Genomic DNA, 20,080 nt, shown 5'->3' on the forward strand with positions numbered 1-20,080 from the left:
GGGCTACGAGACTCATGAAGATCCACAAGTACGACACCGTCATCGTCGGCGCGGGTGGCGCCGGCATGCGCGCCGCCATCGAGTCGACGAAGCGCAGCCGGACCGCGGTGCTGACGAAGCTCTACCCGACCCGCTCCCACACGGGCGCCGCGCAGGGCGGTATGGCCGCCGCGTTGGCGAACGTGGAGGAGGACAACTGGGAGTGGCACACCTTCGACACGGTCAAGGGCGGTGACTACCTGGTCGACCAGGACGCCGCCGAGATCCTGGCGAAGGAGGCCATCGACTCGGTCCTCGACCTGGAGAAGATGGGCCTGCCGTTCAACCGGACGCCCGGCGGGACGATCGACCAGCGCCGCTTCGGCGGTCACTCCCGTAACCACGGCGAGGCCCCGGTCCGCCGGTCCTGCTACGCGGCCGACCGCACCGGCCACATGATCCTCCAGACGCTGTACCAGAACTGCGTGAAGGAGGGCGTGGAGTTCTTCAACGAGTTCTACGTCCTCGACCAGCTGATCACCGAGGTCGACGGCGTCAAGAAGTCGGCGGGTGTGGTCGCGTACGAGCTGGCGACCGGCGAGATCCACATCTTCCAGGCGAAGGCCGTGGTCTACGCGTCCGGTGGCTGCGGCAAGTTCTTCAAGGTGACGTCGAACGCCCACACGCTGACCGGTGACGGCCAGGCGGCCGTGTACCGGCGGGGCATCCCGCTGGAGGACATGGAGTTCTTCCAGTTCCACCCGACCGGCATCTGGCGCATGGGCATCCTGCTGACGGAGGGCGCCCGTGGTGAGGGCGGCATCCTGCGCAACAAGGACGGCGAGCGCTTCATGGAGAAGTACGCGCCGGTCATGAAGGACCTCGCCTCGCGCGACGTCGTCTCGCGGTCCATCTACACGGAGATCCGCGAGGGCCGTGGCTGCGGCCCCGAGGGCGACCACGTCTACCTCGACCTCACGCACCTCCCGCCGGAGCAGCTGGACGCCAAGCTCCCGGACATCACCGAGTTCGCGCGTACGTACCTGGGCATCGAGCCGTACACCGACCCGATCCCGATCCAGCCCACCGCGCACTACGCGATGGGCGGCATCCCGACGAACGTCGAGGGTGAGGTGCTGCTCGACAACACCACGGTCGTGCCGGGTCTGTACGCGGCCGGTGAGGTCGCCTGCGTGTCGGTGCACGGCGCGAACCGGCTGGGCACCAACTCGCTGCTCGACATCAACGTGTTCGGCAAGCGGGCCGGGATCGCCGCGGCCGAGTACTCCTCGAAGGCCGAGTACGTCGAACTGCCGGAGAACCCGGCGGAGTTCGTGATCGGTCAGGTCGAGATGCTGCGCGACTCGACCGGCACCGAGCGCGTGTCCGAGCTGCGCCGCGAGCTCCAGGAGACCATGGACGCCAACGTGATGGTGTTCCGTACGGAGCAGACCATCAAGACGGCGGTCGAGAAGCTCGCCGAGCTGCGTGCCCGCTTCAAGAACGTCTCGGTCCAGGACAAGGGCAAGCGGTTCAACACCGATCTCCTGGAGGCCATCGAGCTGGGCAACCTGCTCGACCTCGCCGAGGTCATGGCCGTCTCCGCGCTGGCCCGCAAGGAGTCGCGCGGCGGTCACTACCGCGAGGACTACCCGAACCGCGACGACGTCAACTTCATGCGCCACACCATGGCGTACCGCGCGGTGGGCGACGACGGCACCGAGTCGATCCGGCTCGACTACAAGCCGGTCGTCCAGACCCGCTACCAGCCGATGGAGCGTAAGTACTGATGGCAACCCCGACCCTCGACAAGGAAGACGCCAAGCCCGAGCCGGGCTTCGCCGACTCCCCGTACATCACGGTCACCTTCCGGATCCGGCGCTTCAACTCGGAGGTCTCCGCGGAGGCGACCTGGGAGGACTTCCAGGTCGAGATCGACCCGAAGGAGCGCGTCCTCGACGCGCTGCACAAGATCAAGTGGGACATCGACGGGACGCTGACGTTCCGCCGTTCCTGCGCGCACGGCATCTGCGGCTCGGACGCCATGCGGATCAACGGCAAGAACCGCCTGGCGTGCAAGACGCTGATCAAGGACATCAGCCCCGAGAAGCCCATCACGGTCGAGCCCATAAAGGGCCTCACGGTCCTGAAGGACCTGGTCGTGGACATGGAGCCGTTCTTCCAGGCGTACCGCGACGTGATGCCCTTCCTGATCACGAAGGACACGAACGAGCCGACGCGTGAGCGTCTGCAGTCCGCCGAGGACCGTGAGCGCTTCGACGACACGACGAAGTGCATCCTGTGCGCCGCCTGCACGTCCTCGTGCCCGGTGTTCTGGAACGACGGCCAGTACTTCGGCCCGGCCGCCATCGTCAACGCCCACCGCTTCATCTTCGACTCGCGTGACGAGGCCGGTGAGCAGCGGCTGGAGATCCTCAACGACAAGGACGGTGTGTGGCGTTGCCGCACGACGTTCAACTGCACGGACGCCTGTCCGCGCGGTATCGAGGTCACCAAAGCGATCCAGGAAGTGAAGCGGGCGCTGATCACGCGCCGCTACTGAGTTCTGCCGAGTTCGCCTGCTCGGCACTCACACGAGGGCCCCGTCTCCCACTGGGAGACGGGGCCCTCGGCGCACTGCGGGCTGTGAGCGGGTGTCAGCCTCGCAGCACGCGGCCCTGCTTGTCGGTGCGGTCGTTGCTCGTGAAGAACAGGATCGCGTCGATCAGAGCCCAGAAGCCCAGGCCACCGCAGGTGAGGAGCTGAGCGACGCCCACGCCGACGGAACCGACGTAGAAGCGGCCGATGCCCAGCGTGCCCAGGAAGAGCTGGAGGACGCCCGCGATGACCTTGGACTTGTCGGAGTACGGGCGGCCCTGGGGGTCGTAGCCGAACGGGGCGTCAGGGGTGGGGACGGGGACAGACATGCGAGTTGCTCCTGGCGTACAGAGGATTGAGGAACGGAATGTTCCGAGCGGTCGCCGGAGGAAACCCGCGACAAACTGCACGCATGCGCTCATCCCCCCTGCGGATCATGAAGCCTAGAGGGCGGAAGGAAGCGGGACGAGAGAGGTCAGGTGATCGTATCGATTCCGTGACCCGTTGACCGAAACTCAACTTGACACTTGCCGAAGTCCGGTGCGTCGCCGCGACCTTCAGCGGCGCGGGGCTGTGTCAATTTGCCGGCTCCGCCGCGTGGGCGCGACCATCCACGACGGGCCCGCAGCTTGGAACCGACATGTCGGCGGAGCACTCAGTGAAGGTTGCGGACCACAGTCCACGCAACCGCCACGACCAGCACCAGCGCCTGGGCCACGCGGCCGAGTTCGGGCCGCCACCGTCGGCCGCGCAGGCCCTCGATGGCCCACCGGCCCAGCAGGGCCAGCGCGAAAGGCGAGGCCAGCAGCAGGACCCGGTTGTCGTGCCACGCGGCGCTGAAGTGGCCGTGCATCAGGTCGTACACCATGCGAGTGCCGCCGCAGGCCGGGCAGAGCAGCCCGGTGACGAGACGGAAGGGGCACTGGGGCAGCAGATGCCCCGGCTCGTGCGGATCGGTGCCGTAGAGATAGCAGGCACCGGCGGCACCGGCGACGAACACGGCAAGCGGTGCCGTCGCCGGGTGCCTCAGTACGGATCCGAGTGCGGATCCGGGTGCGGATCCGGGTGCGGATCCGGACTCAGCCGCCACGCAGGACCCGCCCTTGGGAGTCCGTGTTGTTGCTGCCGGTCAGCAGGATGATGCCGTCGATCAGTGCCCAGATGCCGAGGCCGCCGCACGTGAGGAGCTGGGCGATACCGATGCCCACGCTGCCGATGTAGAACCGGCCGATGCCCAGCGTGCCCAGCGTCAGCTGGAGTACTCCGGCGACGACCTTCGACTTGTCGGAGTACGGCCGCCCCATGGGGTCGTAGCCGTACGGGGCGTTCGGGTCGCCCGTGTACATGCCGGGCGGCGGCATGGCACCGGGCGGCGGGTAACCGCCGCCCTGCGGGTACCCGTAGCCGGGCTGCTGCTGGTACGGGCCCTGCTGCTGCCCGCCGGCATAGGGGTTCTGCCCCTGACCAGGATTGGGGTTGGCGTTCGGATACCCGTACCCCGGCGGCTGGTTCGGGGGCTGCGGGGGCTGCTCACTCAAGGCGACGACTCCTGTGTTCCGGTGCTCCGGTTGACCCGGTACGCGAGAAAATAGACACGACCGCTCGTCATGTTGTCAGGCTGGACCGGGCAAGTGCCAGCCTGGGTTGCGACTTGCCCGTACAAATGGCTACGTCCTGCCTGTACGGGTGGCTGCGTCGGCCTCTCAACTTCCGTGCGCCCATGTCGAGTTGCTGTGACTGATGGGACTCCTGTTACAGACTGGGCCCATGGCATCCCTGAGGAAGACCACCGTCGCGCTGGCCGCCGCCGCGGCGATGCTGCTCGCGATACCCCCCACGGCCTCAGCAGGCCCCGCCCCGCACGACACGCACGGCACGCTCGTACGGGAGAACTTCGATCGCCTCCCCCTCGGCCCGGTCACCGCGGGCCGCGGCTGGACCACCGACGCGGAAGGAGGCACGCTGACCGTCGCGCCCAGCACCACCGGGCACGGCCGCGAACTCCGTATCCGCACCGAAGGCAACGGCCGCGCCTTCCTGGTCCTCGACGACCTCACCCTGCCCGGCAACAGCGCCTGGGCCCGCATGCGCCTGCGCGTGGCCGACTACCCCACGGCCCCCGACTGGGCCCACTGGACCATGGCGGAGGCCTCCGGCTCCGACTCCCCCACCCTGGTCCGCCCGCTCGGCGGCCAGTACGCCCCCACCGACAAGGGCAACTTCTGGGGCGTCGGATCGGACTTGGGCCCCACCGGCGACTGGACCGCCTGGAAGACCTCCTCCCCCGCGACGGCCGGAAAGTGGAGTTGCGTCGAGTTCCACCTGGACGCCACGGACAATCGCGTCACGGTCTACCTGGACGGCGTCGAACAACCCGACCTGACGGTCTCCACCAACAACCACGGCGGCACCGAGGACGACTTCGTCTTCCCGACCTTCGACAAGCTGAAGCTGGGCTGGCAGCTCTACCAGTCCGACCCCGCGCCGTCTTCGTACGACGTCCGCCTGGACGACATCGCCCTCAGCACCCGGCGCGTGGGCGGCTGCCGGGCCTGAGCACGGCGCCCTTCGCCAACGGCCACTCGATCGGGTGGACTGCCGCCGCTCCGCCGCGCACGTCGTGGTGTAGGGCGCCACTGGCTGGGCGGACTTACCGAAGTCCGGTGCGGTACGCGAACCGTTCACGGACTTCTTCCGGGGATGACGAAGGCACTGCCCGATCCGACGAAGAGGCCCAAGCCCTCAGGGCCTTGGGCCTCTTCGTCATGCAGGCGAGCAGCGGTCAGTTCACCGCGTCCATCTCGTCCTCCGCGAGCTCCACGTCGTACACCAGCGGCCCCTCTCCGACCGTCACAGAGCGGGCGCGGGCGGCATGCCCGGGCGCCGTGGCCGACAGGAGGTAGGGGCCCGGCGCGGGCACCGAGACGATGTACGAGCCGTCGGCCAGGGAGGTCACCTGGTCGAGCCGAAGGCCACCGCTCTGGGAGTGCAGGGTCAGTACGGCCCCCTCGACCGGCCCCCCGTCCGCACCGCGCACGAAGCCGTGGACCACCGTGGAGTGCCCCTTGTCGTCGGGCACGCGCGCGTGGGGCACGTTTTCGACAGCCCCTGCGGCCCCGCCGACTTCGGCGGCCTCCTCCGCCGGTTCCACCGCGAGATGCGGCAGCCGCTTCTCCAGCCCCTCCGGCAGCCACCAGTTGGAGTTCCCCAGGAGGTGCATCGCGGCCGGCACCAGTGCCGTACGCAGGACGAACGCGTCGAGCGCGACCGCCGCGGCCAGCCCGATGCCCGCCATCGCGCCCTCCATGTCGCCGCTGAGCACGAAGGCCGAGAAGACGCAGATCATGATCAGGGCAGCGCAGTTGATGACCCTGCTGGTCTCGGCGAGGCCCACCCGGACCGCCCGAGCGTTGTCCTTGGTGTGCACCCACTCCTCGTGCATTCGGCTCACCAGGAACACCTGGTAGTCCATCGACAGCCCGAAGAGCAGCGACAGCATGATCACCGGCAGGAAGGCGGTGATCGGGCCTTCCTTGCCGAGGCCCAGGAGTTCCGCACCCCAGCCCCACTGGAAGATCGCCACCAGCACACCGAACGACGCGGCGGCCGCGATCAGGTTCATCAGGGCGGCCGTCAGCGGCACCACCAGGGAGCGGAAGGCCACCAGAAGGAGCAGGAAACCGAGCGTGATGATCGCCCCGACGAAGTACGGCAGCCGGTCGCCGGTCACGGACGCGAAGTCCTTGAAGATGGCGGTCACTCCGCCCACATGGGCCTCGGTCCCGGACTCCGGGATCACGTCCTCCCGCAGCCGGTCGATCAGCTGGTCAGTCTGCTCGGACTGCGGTGACGTGGTCGGCACGACCTGGATCACCGTGATGCCCTGGGCGGGCGGCGCGGCGGCGACCTGTGCGACACCCTCGGTGGAGCGGATGGCCGAGACGAGCGCGTCCGTGTCGCCGCGTTCCGCGACGACCTGGAGCGGGCCGTTGAAGCCGGGCCCGAAGCCCTCGGCGAGCAGGTCGTACGCCTGTCGTGTGGTCGTCGACTCCCGGTGGTTGCCCTGGTCGGTGGCGCCGAGCCGAAGCGACAGGACGGGGAGCGCCAGGAGCACCATCGCGACCAGCGCCGTGACGGCGACCGAGCGCGGGCGCCTCTCGACGAACGCGGACCAGCGTGCCGCCAGGCCACTCGCCTCCTCGGACTCCGGTCCCGCGGCGGCGAGCCGGCGCCGCTGCCTGCGGCTGAGGACGCGCATGCCGAGCAGGCCCAGGAGCGCGGGCAGCAGGGTCGTCGCGGCCAGGACGCTCAGGACGACCGTCAGCGAGGTCGCGATGACCACGCCGTCCAGGAAGCGCATGTTCATCACCAGCATTCCGGCGAGCGCGATGCACACCGTGCCGCCCGCGAACAGCACCGCCCTGCCCGAGGTGTTGAGGGCCGTGACGGCCGCCTCCTCGGGCTTCATCCCGCGCAGGATGCCCTTCCGGTGCCGCGTCACGATGAACAGCGCGTAGTCGATACCGACGCCGAGGCCGATCAACGAGCCGAGCAGCGGGGCGACTTCGGGTACATCGGTGACATGGCTGAGCAGCGAGGTCGCCATCAGCCCTGTGCCGAGCGCCGCGATCGCGACGACGAGCGGCAGCAGCATCGCGAAGAGCGAGCCGAAGGCGATGAAGAGGACGACGGCCGCGGCCACGATGCCGACCATCTCGGCGATGCCGGTGGGCGGCTCCTGGACTCGGGTGATCGCCTGGCCGCCCAGCTCCACCTGGAGACCGGCTCGTTCGGCGTCCTGCGCCGTGTCGACGACGTCCTCGACCAGTTCCTTGGGCACGGAGTTCGCCTGCTCGGTGAAGGTCACCTGGGCGTAGGCGATCCGCCCGTTCTCACTGATCTGTGCGGCCCCCTGGGCGGCGTACGGGCTGCTGACCTCGCCGACGCCCTCCATCCGCCCGATCTCCTCGAGCGCGGGCTCGATCCGGGAGCGTACGGACTCGTCCCGTACCGTTCCGTCGTCGACCTTCCACACCACCGTGTCGGTGTCGCCCGAGCTCTGCGGGAAGGCCTTCTCCATCAGGTTGTACGCGCGTGTGGAGTCCGTGTTCGGGAGGGAGAAGCTGTTCGCGTAGTCCGTGCCCGCAGCGGAACCCGCGAAGCCCACGCCGAACAGTGCCCCCACCCACAGCAGCAGGACCACCAGCCGGTGCCGATAGCACCAGCGTGCCAATGTCGCCACGCCTCAACGCTCCTTACTTGTCGGTCGGTTGGTCCCCCAGGTCCTGCGGCTCAGCATTGACGGCCCGGCGCGGTCGTGGACACGGCAGGGCCATGACTCTCAAGGAACTCCAAAGAGCGCGGCGGCCCCGATGTCGGTGCCCCGGCCGATACTGGGGACATGACCGCTCACATGGGGCACGAGGGGGAGACCGGGGACATGGGCGTGCATGAGGGGGCCACCGTCCTGGTCGTCGAGGACGAGCCGAGCATCGCCGACGTCCTGACCATCGCCCTGCGCTACCACCGCTTCGAGGTGATGACGGCGGGCACCGTCCGGGGCGCGCTCACCCTCGCCGAGCGCACGCGCCCCGACGCCGCGCTCCTCGACGTGATGCTGCCGGACGGCGACGGGCGGGCGCTGGGCCGCGAACTGCGCGAGCGCCAGCCAGACCTGGCGCTGGTGTTCCTGACCGCGCGGGACGCGCCCGCGGAGATCGTCGGCGCGCTCGGCTTCGGCGACGACTACATCACCAAGCCGTTCAACATCGACGAGGTCGTCGCCCGGATCACCGCGGTCCTGCGCCGCACCCGCCCGGCCGACGTCCTCCCCCAACGCCCGCCCCTGCGCTACGGCGACCTGGAGCTGGACGAGACGACGTACTCCGTGCACCGCGCGGGCCGCTCGGTGGAGCTCACGCCGACGGAGTACGCGCTGCTGCGCTTCCTGGTGCGCAACGAGGGGCGGATCGTGCCCAAGGAGCAACTCCTGCGCCACGTCTGGCAGTACGAGCACCCGGCCGAATCGACCGTCGTGGAGACGTACATCAGCTATCTGCGGCGCAAGCTCGACGCCCTCGGTGCGCCCGTGATCACGACCCGCCGCGGCGTGGGTTACGGGCTCGCATGACCATCAGGGGCCTTTGCCGCAAAGGCAGCCATTCACTGCGCGGCCGGCTGACGCTGGCGAACGTGGCGATGCTGGCGCTGGGCATCATCGTGGCGACCGCGGGGAGCCTGATGGGCATGCGGACCTACCTGCTGGACAGCGTCGACACCCAACTGATGGCGACCCGCGACTCGATCGGGAACTCCAGACTCACTCTCGAGCAGGTCGACTCGCTGGGCGCCCTGGCCGCCGTACGCGCCCGGGTCTCGCCCACTCCCTCCGACAAGAAGGCGGACGCCGACTCGTGGGTGCAGGACGGCATCTTCGTGGCGGTGGACGATCAGGGACGTCCCGCGGCCATCGGCCCCTTCGCGCCCACCGAAACCCAGCGCGCGCTCGCCGCGGCGGTGGACGATCCGGCCGCCCTCGTCGGCGACGAGGAACCGCACGACCTCAGACTGGACGGCACCCCCTACCGGGTCATCGCCGCGCCCCTGGCCGGCGGCACGACGGTGCTGATGGCCAGGTCGACCGCGTCCGTGCACGAGGTGATCCGCAAGGCGGCCGTGCTCGACTTCACCGTCGGCGCCCTGCTGCTCGCGCTGCTCGGCATACTGACGATGCTCAGTGTGCGGCGCCGGATGCGCCCCCTGGAGGACATGGTGGAGACCTCGTCGGCGATAGCCGAGGGGGATCTGACCCGCCGGGTGCCCTCCAGCCGGCATCCCACCGAGGAGGTCGAGCAGTTGCGGATCGCCCTCAACTCGATGCTGCACCAGGTCGAGTCGGCGTACCGCACGCGCGAGCGCAGCGCGGCCCAGCTGCGCCGTTTCGTCGCGGACGCCTCGCACGAGCTGCGTACGCCGCTGTCGGCGATCCGCGGCTATCTCCAGCTGTACGACAAGGGGATGCTGCGCGATCCGGTCCAACGCAAGCGGGCCTGGGACCGGATGAACTGCGAGGCCGACCGTATGGGCCGCCTCGTCGACGAGCTGCTCACTCTGGCCCGCCTCGACCAGCAGCCCGAACTGCGCTTCAAGAACGTCGACTTGAGCCGTCTTGTGCGCGACGCCGCCGAGGACCTGCGGGCCCAGCAGCCCGACCGGCCGGTCAACGTGGACGCCGACGGTGCCCTGCTGGTCCAGGCCGACGAGTCGGGGCTGCGGCAGGTTCTCGGCAACCTCGTCGGGAACATACGCACGCACACGCCCGCCGACGTACCGGCCACCTTCGCTCTCAAGCGCCAGGACGGGGTCGTACGGCTGTGCGTCGCGGACGAAGGGCCGGGGCTCGCGGAGGAAGACGCGGCGCGGATCTTCGACCGGTTCTTCCGGGCGGGCGGCGGCGCGGGCAGCGGCCTGGGAATGGCGATCGTGCAGGGCGTGGTGACCGCGCACGGGGGCGACGTCGCGGTCCGGACCGCTCCGGGCAAGGGGCTGGCGGTGACGGTGACGCTGCCGGGCCGGACGGGCGGCTGAGGCGGGGAGCCCGGATCCGGGACAGCCCAGCCTGCCAGTAGCCCGAACCCGGAGCGATCAGGCCTGCCTGGAGGCCAGTTCCACGACCGTGATGTCGGACGGTGCGCCCACCCGCGTGGGCGGCCCCCACGCGCCGGCGCCCCTGGAGACGTACAACTGGGTGTCGCCGTAGCGCTCCAGGCCCGCGACGGTCGGGTTGGCGAGTGCCGCGACGAAGTTGCCGGGCCAGAGCTGGCCGCCGTGCGAGTGGCCGGAGAGCTGGAGGTCCACGCCGTGGTCCACGGCGTCGTGGATCTGCACCGGCTGATGGGCGAGCAGCACGCACGCGCGTGCCCGGTCGCGGTCGCCGAGCGCCTTCTCGAAGTCGGGCCCCTGCCCCTCGTCCTCACCCGACACGTCGTTGACACCGGCGAGATCGAAGTCGGGCAGCTCCGTGCGCACGTTCTCCATGGGCGTGATCCCCAGTTCGCGTACGTGCTCGACCCACTGCTCCACACCGGAGAGGTACTCGTGATTGCCGGTGACGAAGTACGAGCCGTGCCGCGCCTTCAGCTGGGCGAGCGGCGCGGCGGCAGGCCCGAGGTCCTTCACGGAGCCGTCGACGAGATCGCCCACGACCGCGATGAGGTCGGGCTGGGTCGAGTTGATGGTGTCGACGACCTTCTGAGCGAACCCACGCCCGAGCACGGGGCTCAAGTGGATATCGCTGACCACAGCGATCCGGAACCCGTGCGCGCTCCGCGGCAGTTTGGCCAGCGGCACGGTCACCCGCTTCACCTTCGGCCCGCGCAGCACGCCGTACGTCCCGTATCCGACCGTGCCCAGCGCCGCGGCGGCAGCGGCGCCACCGACCACACGGGAGACGAAGAGACGCCGGGAGGGCCCACTGGCGTCACCGGACGTGGCCGCGCCCTCAGAACCGTCGTCGGAAGTGCCGTCGCCCTCGGCGCCCTCGCCCTCGGAAACGGGCTCCATCGCGCCGGCCCCGGCTTGCCCAGCCCCCGCCCCGACGACGGCATCGGGCGCGGCAACCGCCACCGGCTCGCGCTCGCTCACCGCCTCGGGTGCCGCGGGTGCCTCAAGCGCTGAACGCCGCTCTACGAGCCGCCGTACGAGGGGCCGTACGACCTCTCCCACGAGCAACGCGAGCAGAAGATAGAGCACGATCGCCAGCCACAGGAACCCCGGCCATCCCAGCACCTGTTGGAGCCAGAAGGGCGCCCCGCCCCGCTCGGCGGTCATCGCCGCGACGAAGAGGAGCGGCCCGGAGATGAACACGGCCGCGCCCACGCGCCGGGCGAGCCCTGGACCGGTCGTCGTGTCGCGCACCAGGCGACGCCACATGTACCAATGGACCGCGCCGAAGAGGGCCAGAACCAGCAGGATGATGAGCACAAAGACGATGACCACGCGGAGGCTCCCGTTATGACGTGCGGCGAATGGCGCGAACTCCGCGCAACCCGATGAACCCGACGACCGTCCCAAGGACAAAGGAGACAACGGCGAGCGTCAAGTGCACCCAGAAGTACCCGGTCGGATCGCCCGCGTCGTCGAAGGCGAGCCCACTCCCGTCCGCCCAAAGATTCTTGACGAAAGTGATCCAGATGACCCAGCTCCACACCCCGAAGGCGAGCAGGAACCAGGAGACGGGACGGCTGAGCTTCATAAGTTCAGTATCGCTGCCGTCGAGTGGTGACCGCGTCCGGGGTGAGGAGACCCACAGCGGACTGGGCCACAGTGGAGTGGGCCACGGTGGACAGGGCGGCAGTGGGGAGGCCGGTGCGACTTCCCGTCCGGGGCCAGGTACGTTCTCGTCCGTGTCCGTCATGAAAAAGACCGCCAAGTCCTCCTTGCTGGTCACTTCCGCCACGCTGTTGACCTTGTCGCTCACCGCGACCGCGATCGCCACCGGGCCCGCTGTCGCGGACGGAACGCCGACACCGGGTCAGAAAGCGACCCCCAAGGCCAGCACATCGCCGAGCGCCACACCTCCGGCGGACATGTCGACCGTGGGCGGCGCCCAACTCGGCAAGGCGGGCACCCAGGTCAACCTCGGCAGCGGCGCCCCGGTGCTCCCGAAGGACCTGAGCGCGCGTTCCTGGGTCGTCGCGGACGCCGAGTCCGGCGATGTGCTGGCAGCGAACAACGCCCACTGGCGGCTGGCCCCGGCGAGCACCCTGAAGATGCTGTTCGCGGACACCCTGCTGCCGAAGTTCAGCCAGAGGGAGGAGAAGCACAAGGTGGTGCCCTCCGATCTGGCGGGCATCGGGCCGGGCTCAAGCGTGGTCGGCATCAAGGAGAACGAGACGTACACGGTCAAGGACCTCTGGCTCGGCGTCTTCCTCGCCTCCGGCAACGACGCGGTACGCGTCCTTTCCGCGATGAACGGGGGCGTCGACCAGACGGTCCAGGACATGAACGCGCACGCCGAGGAGCTCCAGGCCCTCGACACGCACGTGGTCAGTCCCGACGGCTACGACGAGGTGGGGCAGGTGTCATCGGCGTACGACCTGACTCTCATCGCCCGCTCCGGCCTGCAGAAGAAGGACTTCCGGGAGTACGCCTCGACCGTGCGCGCCAAGTTCCCGGGTGAGACGAAGAAGAACAAGAAGGGCAAGACGACCCGCACGTCCTTCGAGATCCAGAACACCAACCGACTGCTGACGGGCGCCAACGGCCTCGGCGTCTACAGGGGCATCGCGGGCGTGAAGAACGGCAACACGACGAACGCGGGCTCCACCTTCACCGGGGTCGCCGAACGCGACGGCAAGGTGCTGCTCGTCACGGTCATGAACCCGGAGAAGGACGAGAGCTACGAGGTCTACAAGGAGACCGCTCGCCTTCTGGACTGGGGTTTCCAGGCTGCGGACAAGGTCGAGCCGGTGGGTGAGCTGGTGCCGCCGAAGAGCGCGGACACGGGTACGGGCACGCAGCCGGACGCGGAGGCCTCCGGTGAGGCGGGCGGCTCCGGTGACGGCAGCCCGGTCGCGGCCTCGGCGCAGGGGACGGGGTCGAGCGGCGTCGGTGTCGCGCTGGGGATCACCGGAGGTGTGCTCGTGCTCCTCGCCGGCGGGGCGTTCCTCGTCAACCGCCGCTGGCCGCTGCCCGATCTGGTGCGCCGCCGGCCGCGCCCCTGACGTCCGTCTTGCCGGCCTCGGGCTTGCCGGTGTGCGCGGCGTCTTCAGCGGCTTCGTCGGCATCCGCGTCTGCTTCCTCCGACGACTCCCCGGAATCCTCGGAATCCGGGGACTCGTTCTTCTCCGCCGCCGTCCAGGCGGCGCAGAAGAGCACCAGTTTGGCGGTGAAATTGATCCACAGCAGCAGTGCGACGGGCACCCCGAAGGCGCCGTACATGCTCTTCGAGGCGACGCCGCTGATATAGCCGCTGAGCAGCAGCTTCAGCAGCTCGAACCCGAAGGCGCCGATCAGCGCGGCCGTGAACAGCCGGCGGCGGGGCGGCTCGACGCCGGGCAGCAGCGTCAGGACGTACAGCAGGAGCAGGAAGTCGGCCAGGACGGCGATGGCGAACGCGGCGGTCTGCAGCAGCGCGCCACCCCAGCCTGCCTCGTCGATGCCGAGCTGCCGGGCGGTCCAGCCGACCGTCGTCGCCGCGACGGCGGACGTGGCGATCGTGACGAGCACGGCGCCGCCAAGACCGACGAGGACCCCGGCGTCCTGGACCTTGCGCAGTACGGGGTTCTCGTCGGGCTCGGGCAGCTCCCACACCGCCCGCAGGCACTCGCGCATGGAACCGACCCAGCCGATGCCGATGAACAGCAGCAGGGCGCCCGCGATGACGCCGACGGTGCCGGCGTTGTTCACCAGGCCGCCGATGTCCAACTGGTCGGAGATGCCCGGGATCTGCTCGGCGATCTTGTCCTCGAGCTCTTGCTGCCCCTTCTCGTCGAGGGTCGCGGCGGCCACCGCGGCGGCGACGGTGATCAGCGGGAAGAGCGAGACGAAGCTGATGAAGGTCATCGCGGCGGCGAGCCGCGTCCACTTCACACGGTCCAGGCGTTCGTACGAGCGCCACGCGTGCGTGGCCATCAGACGCGTGACGACCGGCCCAATGCCGGGGAGCTTCTTCAGCCAGTCCATGATCCGAACCTGCCCCCTTTGCCGACGCCCAATGTCCGGGTACCCCAGAACCGCAGAAAGAGCGCCCCAGTGGCGAGGACCGTGACGGTCCCGTACCGCCGCGCCCCTCGTGGCCGCGCGTCCTCGTATGCCCGGCGCTCGTGGCTCCCCAGGTCCCCCGGTGCCCGTGGCTCACCAGTCGGCCACCTCCAGGGCGTACATCCCGAGCCACGCCCCGCCGATCAGGGCAAGCGGGCGGTCGCGCAGGACGACCTCCTCGGGCTCGCCCGCGGTGCCGCGGTCGGCGAAGACGGCGTACCGGAGGACAGCGAGGATGAAGGCGACCATCGACAGCTGCCGCCAGGGCAGCACGCCGGTGTGCGGCAGGCCGCCCTCCTCCAGGGCCCACAAGCAGTAGCCGAGGACGGCGACGCCGGCCGCGAGCTGCCAGACGAACCGGAGGTAGCCGGTGGTGTATTCGGTGAGCAACGCGCGCGTGGCGCCCGTTTTTCCGGCCATCTGGACGGCTTCGGAGTACCGCTTGGCGGCGACCATGAACAGCGCGCCGAAGCCCGTGGTGATCAGGAACCAGTGCGACAGCGGGATCCCGAGCGCGACCCCGCCGATCATCGCACGCATCAGAAACCCGGTGGTCACCACGACGAGATCGACGACGAGGACATGCTTGAGGCCGACGCAGTACGCCAGTTGCATGCCCAGGTAGGCCATCAGGAGCGCCGAGGTGGGCGGCGAGCACAGGACCACGGCGGCGGCCGGGGCGACGACGGCAAGGGCGGCCCCGACGACGTACGCGACCGGAACGGGCACCTGTCCTGCAGCGACCGGGCGATGGCGCTTGACGGGGTGGGCTCGGTCGGCGTCCGCGTCCCGTGCATCGTTGATCAGGTACACGGCGATGGCACAGGCGGTGAACAGCAGGAAGCAGAGCGCGACCTGGGTGAGCGCGCGATGCGAGAAGAGCTCTCCCGCAGCGGCCGGGGCGGCGACTACAAGGATGTTCTTGACCCACTGTCTGGGACGGGCAGCCCAGAACAGGCCCCTTAGAAGGCCGATTTTCTGCGGGCCGGGCTGCGGCTGTGGCGTGCCCTCCAGGAGGGCCGATTCCGTCATGGTCGCGGCCTCCTGTTGTTCGCGAGACGGGGCGTCAGCATCCAGCGGGATCCGAGCCGGGCGGTGAGCGCGCCGAGGGCCGCGCCCGCCGCCACATCCGACGGGTAGTGCACGCCGGCGACCAACCGCGAGACGCACATCGCGGCGGCCAGCGGCGGCACCGGACGCGCGCCCAAGGCTCCATAGGCGAAGGCCGCCGCCACTGCCGACGTGGCGTGGACGCTGGGGAAGGAGTGCCGGCCGACGGTACGGACCAAAGGCTCGACGTGCCGGGGACGCGGGCGGCGCACAAGTCGCTTCACACCCATGCCGACCAGGTGCGCGCCCGCGGTCAGGGCCGTGCCGCGCAGCCAGGCACCACGCCGGTCACGGTCCATGGCGGCACCCACGAGCCCGACCGCGAGCCACAGCCCTCCGTGCTCTCCCGCCCGGGAGAGGGCGCGGGCGGCGGCCTCGACGCGCGGGTCCGTACCGCAGCCGTGGAGGGCGGACAGGAGCCGACGGTCCATGTCGTCGAGGTTGTCCATGCCGATCCACTGTTCACGGCGACCGCCCGGAAGCTCCGGCAATATTTGCCGACATCCCATTAATCACCCGTTTCGGCGAGAGCAGTGACACTTCTGTTGTTTCCTTGATAAGTGGCACATATAGGGGCGATACGGTCGCCGGTATGCCCGCCGACTCCACGCCCACCATCGCCTCTGTCTCCGTCTCCGATGTCGTCCCCGTGCCCGTCACGGGCTGGGGCCGCACCTCCCCCACGGCCGCCCGCCTGATCCGCCCTCGTACGTACGGGGAAGCCGCGGCGGCCGTCCGGGCGTGCGGGGCCCGTGGGGGCATCGCACGGGGGCTGGGACGGGCGTACGGGGACGCGGCGCAGAACGCGGGCGGTGCCGTGCTCGACATGACGGGCCTTGACCGGGTCCACGCGATCGACGCGGACGGCGGGACAGTCCTGTGCGACGCCGGAGTCAGTCTGCACCGGCTGATGCAGGCCCTGCTGCCGCTGGGCTGGTTCGTGCCGGTGACTCCCGGGACCCGCTATGTGACGGTCGGTGGGGCGATCGGCGCCGACATCCACGGGAAGAACCACCATGTGTCCGGGTCGTTCACCCGCCATGTGCTCGCCCTGGAGCTCCTCACCGCCGACGGCGAGATCCGCACGGTGAGCCGTGGCACCCCTCTCTTCGACGCCACCGCGGGCGGCATGGGCCTGACGGGCGTCGTCCTCGCGGCGACCGTGCGCCTCCAGCCCGTGGAGACCTCGCTGATGTCGGTCGACACGGAACGCGCCGCGGACCTGGACGACTTGCTGGCCCGCCTCACGGCCACCGACCACCGCTACCGCTACTCGGTCGCCTGGATCGACCTGCTCGCACGCGGTACGTCACTGGGGCGCTCGGTACTGACACGCGGGGACCACGCTCCTGTCGACGCGCTGCCCGCACGCGCGCGTAGAGACCCACTCGCGTACCGTCCTGTTCGCTTCCCCGCCGCTCCCTCGCTCGTTCCCGAGGGCTTGCTCGGCCGCACGACGGTCGGTCTCTTCAATGAGCTCTGGTACCGGAAGGCGCCCCGCGCTCGTGCCGGTGAACTGCAAACGATCTCCGCCTTCTTCCACCCCCTCGACGGTGTGCCGCACTGGAACCGCCTCTATGGGAGGGGCGGTTTCGTGCAGTACCAGTTCGTCGTCGGATACGGCCAGGAGTGCGCCCTGCGGCGGATCGTGAGCCGGATCTCGCGGCGCCGCTGCCCGTCGTTCCTGGCCGTGCTGAAGCGCTTCGGGGAAGGCGATCCGGGCTGGCTGTCCTTCCCGATGCCCGGCTGGACGCTCGCCCTGGACCTCCCCGCGAACCTGCCGGGTCTCGGCGCCTTCCTGGACGAGCTGGACGAGGAGGTCGCGGCTGCCGGCGGACGCGTCTACCTCGCGAAGGACGCCCGGTTGCGGCCCGAGCTGCTCGCCGCGATGTATCCACGGCTCGATGAATTCCGGGCGCTGCGGGCGGAGTTGGACCCGGCCGCAGTGTTCACGTCGGATCTGTCGCGGCGCCTCGGGCTGTGAGCCGTACAGGGAGTCCGGTCTTCCAACTCACTTCTACAGGAGCTCGATTTCCATGAAGGACGCATTCGGAACCCCCCAGTCCCTGCTCATCCTCGGCGGCACATCCGAGATCGCGCTCGCCACGGCACGCCGCCTGATCGCCCGCCGCACCCGCACCGTGTGGCTCGCGGGCCGCCCCTCGTCCGCCCTGGAGACGGCCGCCTCAGGGCTGCGCGAACTCGGCGCCGACGTTCGCACCGTCGCCTTCGACGCGCTCGACTCCGACTCGCACGAGTCCGCGCTCGCCCCGGTCTTCGCCGAGGGCGACATCGACATGGTGCTGCTCGCGTTCGGCGTCCTGGGCGACCAGGCGCGTGACGAGAACGAGCCCGGTGCGGCGGTGCGCGTCGCCCAGACCAACTACACCGGCGCGGTATCGGCCGGCCTGATCTGCGCCAAAGCCCTCCAGGCCCAGGGACACGGCTCCCTGGTGGTGCTCTCTTCGGTCGCCGGCGAACGCGCCCGCCGCGCCAACTTCATCTACGGCTCCAGCAAGGCGGGCCTCGACGCCTTCACCCAGGGCTTGGGCGACGCGTTGCACGGGACGGGCGTCCACGTCATGGTCGTACGCCCCGGATTCGTACGCTCCCGCATGACGGCCGGCCTCCCGGAGGCCCCCCTCGCGACGACCCCGGAGGCGGTGGCGACCGCGATCGAGGTGGGCCTGCGCCGCCGCTCCGAGACGGTGTGGGTGCCGGGGTCGCTGCGCCTGGTGATGTCGGCGCTACGGCATGCGCCGAGGGCGGTGGTCAGGCGCCTGCCGGTGTAGTCGCCGCCGGGGGGGATCAGACGCGCGGTTGGCTTCAGCGCGTGGGCAGCGTCGTGTCGCTCTGTGTGGGCGCGCTCGCCTGCGGAGGCACCACCACTCCCCCGAAGACGAAGTCGCGGAGCCTGCGCCACACCCCGTCGGCGCCCTGCTCGTAGAGCGAGAACCCGGTGCAGGGCCACTCGGCCCCGTACTCGGACAGCTCCTCGTACGCCCGGTCCATAGCCTCGTCGTCGATGCCGTGCGCCACCGTCACATGCGGGTGGTACGGGAACTGCAGTTCGCGTGCCACGGGCCCGGACGCGTCCCGGACCTGCTTCTGCAGCCACGTACAGGCCTCGGCGCCCTCGACCACCTGGACGTACACGACGGGCGACAGCGGGCGGAAGGTTCCTGTGCCGCTCAGCCTCATCGGGAAGGGGCGCCCGGCCGCCGCGACCTCGACGAGATGCGCCTCGATCGCGGGCAGCGCCGAGTCGTCGACCTCCGTCGGCGGCAGCAGCGTGACATGGGTCGGGATGCCGGAAGCGGCGGCGTCGCCGAAGCCCGCGCGCCGCTCCTGGAGCAGGCTGCCGTGTGGCTCCGGGACCGCGATCGACACGCCGATCGTTACGGTCCCCACGTCGTCTCCTGTCGTTGTGCTTGCTGTTGTGCTTGCTGTTGTGCTTGCCGTTGTGGTGGTGCTTGCCATGGCGCTCCGTGTGTTCCGGACGCTTCTGGCGGGCAGGAATGGCCGCTGGTCCTGTGTGTCCCCTGTTTCCGTACGGCTTATGACTGTACGGCCGTCGGGCCCGATCCCGGGTGTCAGTGCCTCGGTCAGTGCTTGGCGGGCAGGAAGCCCACCTTCTCGTACGCCTGGGAGAGCGTCTCCGCGGCGACGGCACGCGCCTTCTCCGCACCCTTGGCCAGGATCGAGTCGAGCGTCTCCGGGTCATCCAGATACTGCTGCGTACGCTCCCGGAACGGCGTCACGAAGTCGATCATGACCTCGGCCAGGTCTGTCTTGAGCGCACCGTAGCCCTTGCCCGCGTACTTCTGCTCCAGTTCCGCGATACCGGCTCCGGTGAGGGTGGAGTAGATGCTCAGCAGGTTGCTGATGCCCGGTTTGTTCTCGGCGTCGTAGCGGATCTCCGTGCCGGTGTCGGTGACCGCGCTCTTGACCTTCTTGGCGGTCGCCTTGGGCTCGTCGAGGAGGTTGATGAGGCCCTTCGGAGTCGACGCCGACTTGCTCATCTTGATCGACGGGTCCTGGAGGTCGTAGATCTTCGCCGTCTCCTTGAGGATGTGCGGCGCCGGGACCGTGAACGTCTGCCCGAAGCGGCCGTTGAAGCGCTCGGCGAGATCGCGCGTGAGCTCGATGTGCTGCCGCTGGTCCTCGCCGACCGGCACCTCGTTGGCCTGGTACAGCAGGATGTCGGCGACCTGGAGGATCGGGTACGTGAACAGGCCCACGGAGGCCCGGTCGGCGCCCTGCCTGGAGGACTTGTCCTTGAACTGGGTCATACGGGATGCCTCGCCGAACCCGGTGAGGCAATTCATGACCCACGCGAGCTGCGCGTGCTCGGGGACATGGCTCTGGACGAAGAGCGTGCACCGCTCCGGGTCGAGCCCGGCGGCCAGCAGCTGGGCGGCGGCGAGCCGGGTGTTGGAGCGCAGCCCGGCGGGGTCCTGCGGAAGGGTGATCGCATGCAGGTCGACGACCGTGTAGAACGCGTCGTGGGTCTCCTGCAGGGCCACCCACTGACGGACGGCGCCAAGGTAATTGCCGAGGTGGAACGAGCCTGCGGTGGGCTGGATTCCGGAAAGCACACGGGGACGGTCAGAGGCCATGTTCCTCATTC

At 69.7% G+C, this 20,080-nt stretch carries 19 protein-coding genes; 8 read left to right on the plus strand and 11 right to left on the minus strand.

What is annotated here, in order from left to right; genetic code table 11:
* The first annotated feature begins 14 nt into the window (after nt 1-14).
* Together sdhA and ACFYO0_RS22575 are read left to right on the plus strand one after the other, a co-directional pair.
* A complete protein-coding gene (sdhA, locus tag ACFYO0_RS22570) occupies nt 15-1,769 on the plus strand; it encodes a succinate dehydrogenase flavoprotein subunit (RefSeq protein WP_344391813.1) in 1,755 nt (584 codons plus the stop codon).
* Nucleotides 1,769-2,542 carry a succinate dehydrogenase iron-sulfur subunit gene (locus ACFYO0_RS22575; RefSeq protein WP_388678742.1) on the plus strand — a complete coding sequence of 258 codons (774 nt, stop codon included), beginning with the start codon at nt 1,769-1,771 and terminating at the stop codon, nt 2,540-2,542. Before sdhA ends, ACFYO0_RS22575 begins: the two co-directional genes overlap by 1 nt.
* Nucleotides 2,543-2,636: 94 nt before the next feature.
* On the opposite strand, the gene ACFYO0_RS22580 is transcribed toward ACFYO0_RS22575, so the two are convergent.
* The 3 genes from ACFYO0_RS22580 to ACFYO0_RS22590 form a co-directional block, all read right to left on the minus strand.
* A complete protein-coding gene (locus ACFYO0_RS22580) occupies nt 2,637-2,906 on the minus strand; it encodes a TM2 domain-containing protein (protein WP_388678744.1) in 270 nt (89 codons plus the stop codon).
* A 326-nt stretch (nt 2,907-3,232) separates the two neighbouring features.
* Nucleotides 3,233-3,667 (minus strand): DUF2752 domain-containing protein, encoded by a 435-nt coding sequence (locus ACFYO0_RS22585; RefSeq protein WP_388678747.1) that lies wholly within the window; start codon nt 3,665-3,667, stop codon nt 3,233-3,235.
* On the minus strand, nt 3,657-4,115 hold the full coding sequence (locus ACFYO0_RS22590; RefSeq protein ID WP_388678749.1) for a TM2 domain-containing protein: 459 nt from the start codon (nt 4,113-4,115) through the stop codon (nt 3,657-3,659). The genes ACFYO0_RS22585 and ACFYO0_RS22590 overlap by 11 nt, the downstream gene beginning before the upstream one ends.
* Nucleotides 4,116-4,344: 229 nt before the next feature.
* Here ACFYO0_RS22590 and ACFYO0_RS22595 point away from each other — a divergent pair, with 229 nt between their 5' ends.
* The gene (locus ACFYO0_RS22595; RefSeq protein WP_388678752.1) at nt 4,345-5,133 is read left to right on the plus strand and encodes a hypothetical protein; all 789 of its coding nucleotides are present in this window, start codon (nt 4,345-4,347) and stop codon (nt 5,131-5,133) included.
* A 226-nt stretch (nt 5,134-5,359) separates the two neighbouring features.
* Here the strand turns inward: ACFYO0_RS22595 and ACFYO0_RS22600 are convergent, their stop codons facing one another.
* Complete coding sequence (locus ACFYO0_RS22600) at nt 5,360-7,810, minus strand: MMPL family transporter (protein WP_388679462.1); 2,451 nt, start codon at nt 7,808-7,810, stop codon at nt 5,360-5,362.
* 207 nt (nt 7,811-8,017) lie between these two features.
* Between ACFYO0_RS22600 and ACFYO0_RS22605 the strand changes: the two genes are divergently transcribed.
* Nucleotides 8,018-8,707, plus strand: coding sequence for a response regulator transcription factor (locus tag ACFYO0_RS22605; RefSeq protein ID WP_388679464.1), 690 nt, complete (start codon nt 8,018-8,020; stop codon nt 8,705-8,707).
* Nucleotides 8,704-10,164, plus strand: coding sequence for an ATP-binding protein (locus ACFYO0_RS22610; RefSeq protein ID WP_388678755.1), 1,461 nt, complete (start codon nt 8,704-8,706; stop codon nt 10,162-10,164). The genes ACFYO0_RS22605 and ACFYO0_RS22610 overlap by 4 nt, the downstream gene beginning before the upstream one ends.
* Nucleotides 10,165-10,221: 57 nt before the next feature.
* Here the strand turns inward: ACFYO0_RS22610 and ACFYO0_RS22615 are convergent, their stop codons facing one another.
* Both ACFYO0_RS22615 and ACFYO0_RS22620 read right to left on the minus strand, forming a co-directional pair.
* Nucleotides 10,222-11,574 carry a metallophosphoesterase gene (locus tag ACFYO0_RS22615; RefSeq protein ID WP_388678757.1) on the minus strand — a complete coding sequence of 451 codons (1,353 nt, stop codon included), beginning with the start codon at nt 11,572-11,574 and terminating at the stop codon, nt 10,222-10,224.
* Nucleotides 11,575-11,587: 13 nt separating this feature from the next.
* A complete protein-coding gene (locus tag ACFYO0_RS22620; RefSeq protein WP_388678760.1) occupies nt 11,588-11,830 on the minus strand; it encodes an SCO4848 family membrane protein in 243 nt (80 codons plus the stop codon).
* 151 nt (nt 11,831-11,981) lie between these two features.
* On the opposite strand from ACFYO0_RS22620, the gene ACFYO0_RS22625 reads away from it, so the two are divergent.
* Nucleotides 11,982-13,301, plus strand: a complete 1,320-nt coding sequence (locus tag ACFYO0_RS22625) for a D-alanyl-D-alanine carboxypeptidase family protein (RefSeq protein ID WP_388678762.1) — start codon at nt 11,982-11,984, stop codon at nt 13,299-13,301.
* Here ACFYO0_RS22625 and ACFYO0_RS22630 read toward each other — a convergent pair.
* From ACFYO0_RS22630 to ACFYO0_RS22640, 3 genes are all read right to left on the minus strand, one after another.
* Entirely contained in the window at nt 13,249-14,262 is a 1,014-nt protein-coding gene (locus ACFYO0_RS22630; protein WP_388678765.1) for a YihY/virulence factor BrkB family protein, read from the minus strand. The genes ACFYO0_RS22625 and ACFYO0_RS22630 overlap by 53 nt on opposite strands.
* Nucleotides 14,263-14,433: 171 nt before the next feature.
* Nucleotides 14,434-15,372 carry a decaprenyl-phosphate phosphoribosyltransferase gene (locus ACFYO0_RS22635; protein ID WP_388678768.1) on the minus strand — a complete coding sequence of 313 codons (939 nt, stop codon included), beginning with the start codon at nt 15,370-15,372 and terminating at the stop codon, nt 14,434-14,436.
* Complete coding sequence (locus ACFYO0_RS22640) at nt 15,369-15,899, minus strand: phosphatase PAP2 family protein (RefSeq protein WP_388678770.1); 531 nt, start codon at nt 15,897-15,899, stop codon at nt 15,369-15,371. The genes ACFYO0_RS22635 and ACFYO0_RS22640 overlap by 4 nt, the downstream gene beginning before the upstream one ends.
* Nucleotides 15,900-16,042: 143 nt before the next feature.
* On the opposite strand from ACFYO0_RS22640, the gene ACFYO0_RS22645 reads away from it, so the two are divergent.
* Nucleotides 16,043-17,434 carry an FAD-binding protein gene (locus tag ACFYO0_RS22645; protein ID WP_388678773.1) on the plus strand — a complete coding sequence of 464 codons (1,392 nt, stop codon included), beginning with the start codon at nt 16,043-16,045 and terminating at the stop codon, nt 17,432-17,434.
* A gap of 52 nt (nt 17,435-17,486) precedes the next feature.
* Nucleotides 17,487-18,242 carry a decaprenylphospho-beta-D-erythro-pentofuranosid-2-ulose 2-reductase gene (locus tag ACFYO0_RS22650; RefSeq protein ID WP_388678776.1) on the plus strand — a complete coding sequence of 252 codons (756 nt, stop codon included), beginning with the start codon at nt 17,487-17,489 and terminating at the stop codon, nt 18,240-18,242.
* A 34-nt stretch (nt 18,243-18,276) separates the two neighbouring features.
* Here ACFYO0_RS22650 and ACFYO0_RS22655 read toward each other — a convergent pair whose 3' ends face one another.
* Both ACFYO0_RS22655 and trpS read right to left on the minus strand, forming a co-directional pair.
* A complete protein-coding gene (locus tag ACFYO0_RS22655; RefSeq protein ID WP_388678779.1) occupies nt 18,277-18,861 on the minus strand; it encodes a 2'-5' RNA ligase family protein in 585 nt (194 codons plus the stop codon).
* Between the two features lie 194 nt (nt 18,862-19,055).
* Complete coding sequence (trpS, locus tag ACFYO0_RS22660; protein ID WP_388678781.1) at nt 19,056-20,069, minus strand: tryptophan--tRNA ligase; 1,014 nt, start codon at nt 20,067-20,069, stop codon at nt 19,056-19,058.
* Between the last annotated feature and the right edge of the window lie 11 nt (nt 20,070-20,080).

This window comes from Streptomyces sp. NPDC006365, assembly GCF_042870755.1.
GTDB lineage: Bacteria > Actinomycetota > Actinomycetes > Streptomycetales > Streptomycetaceae > Streptomyces > Streptomyces xiangluensis.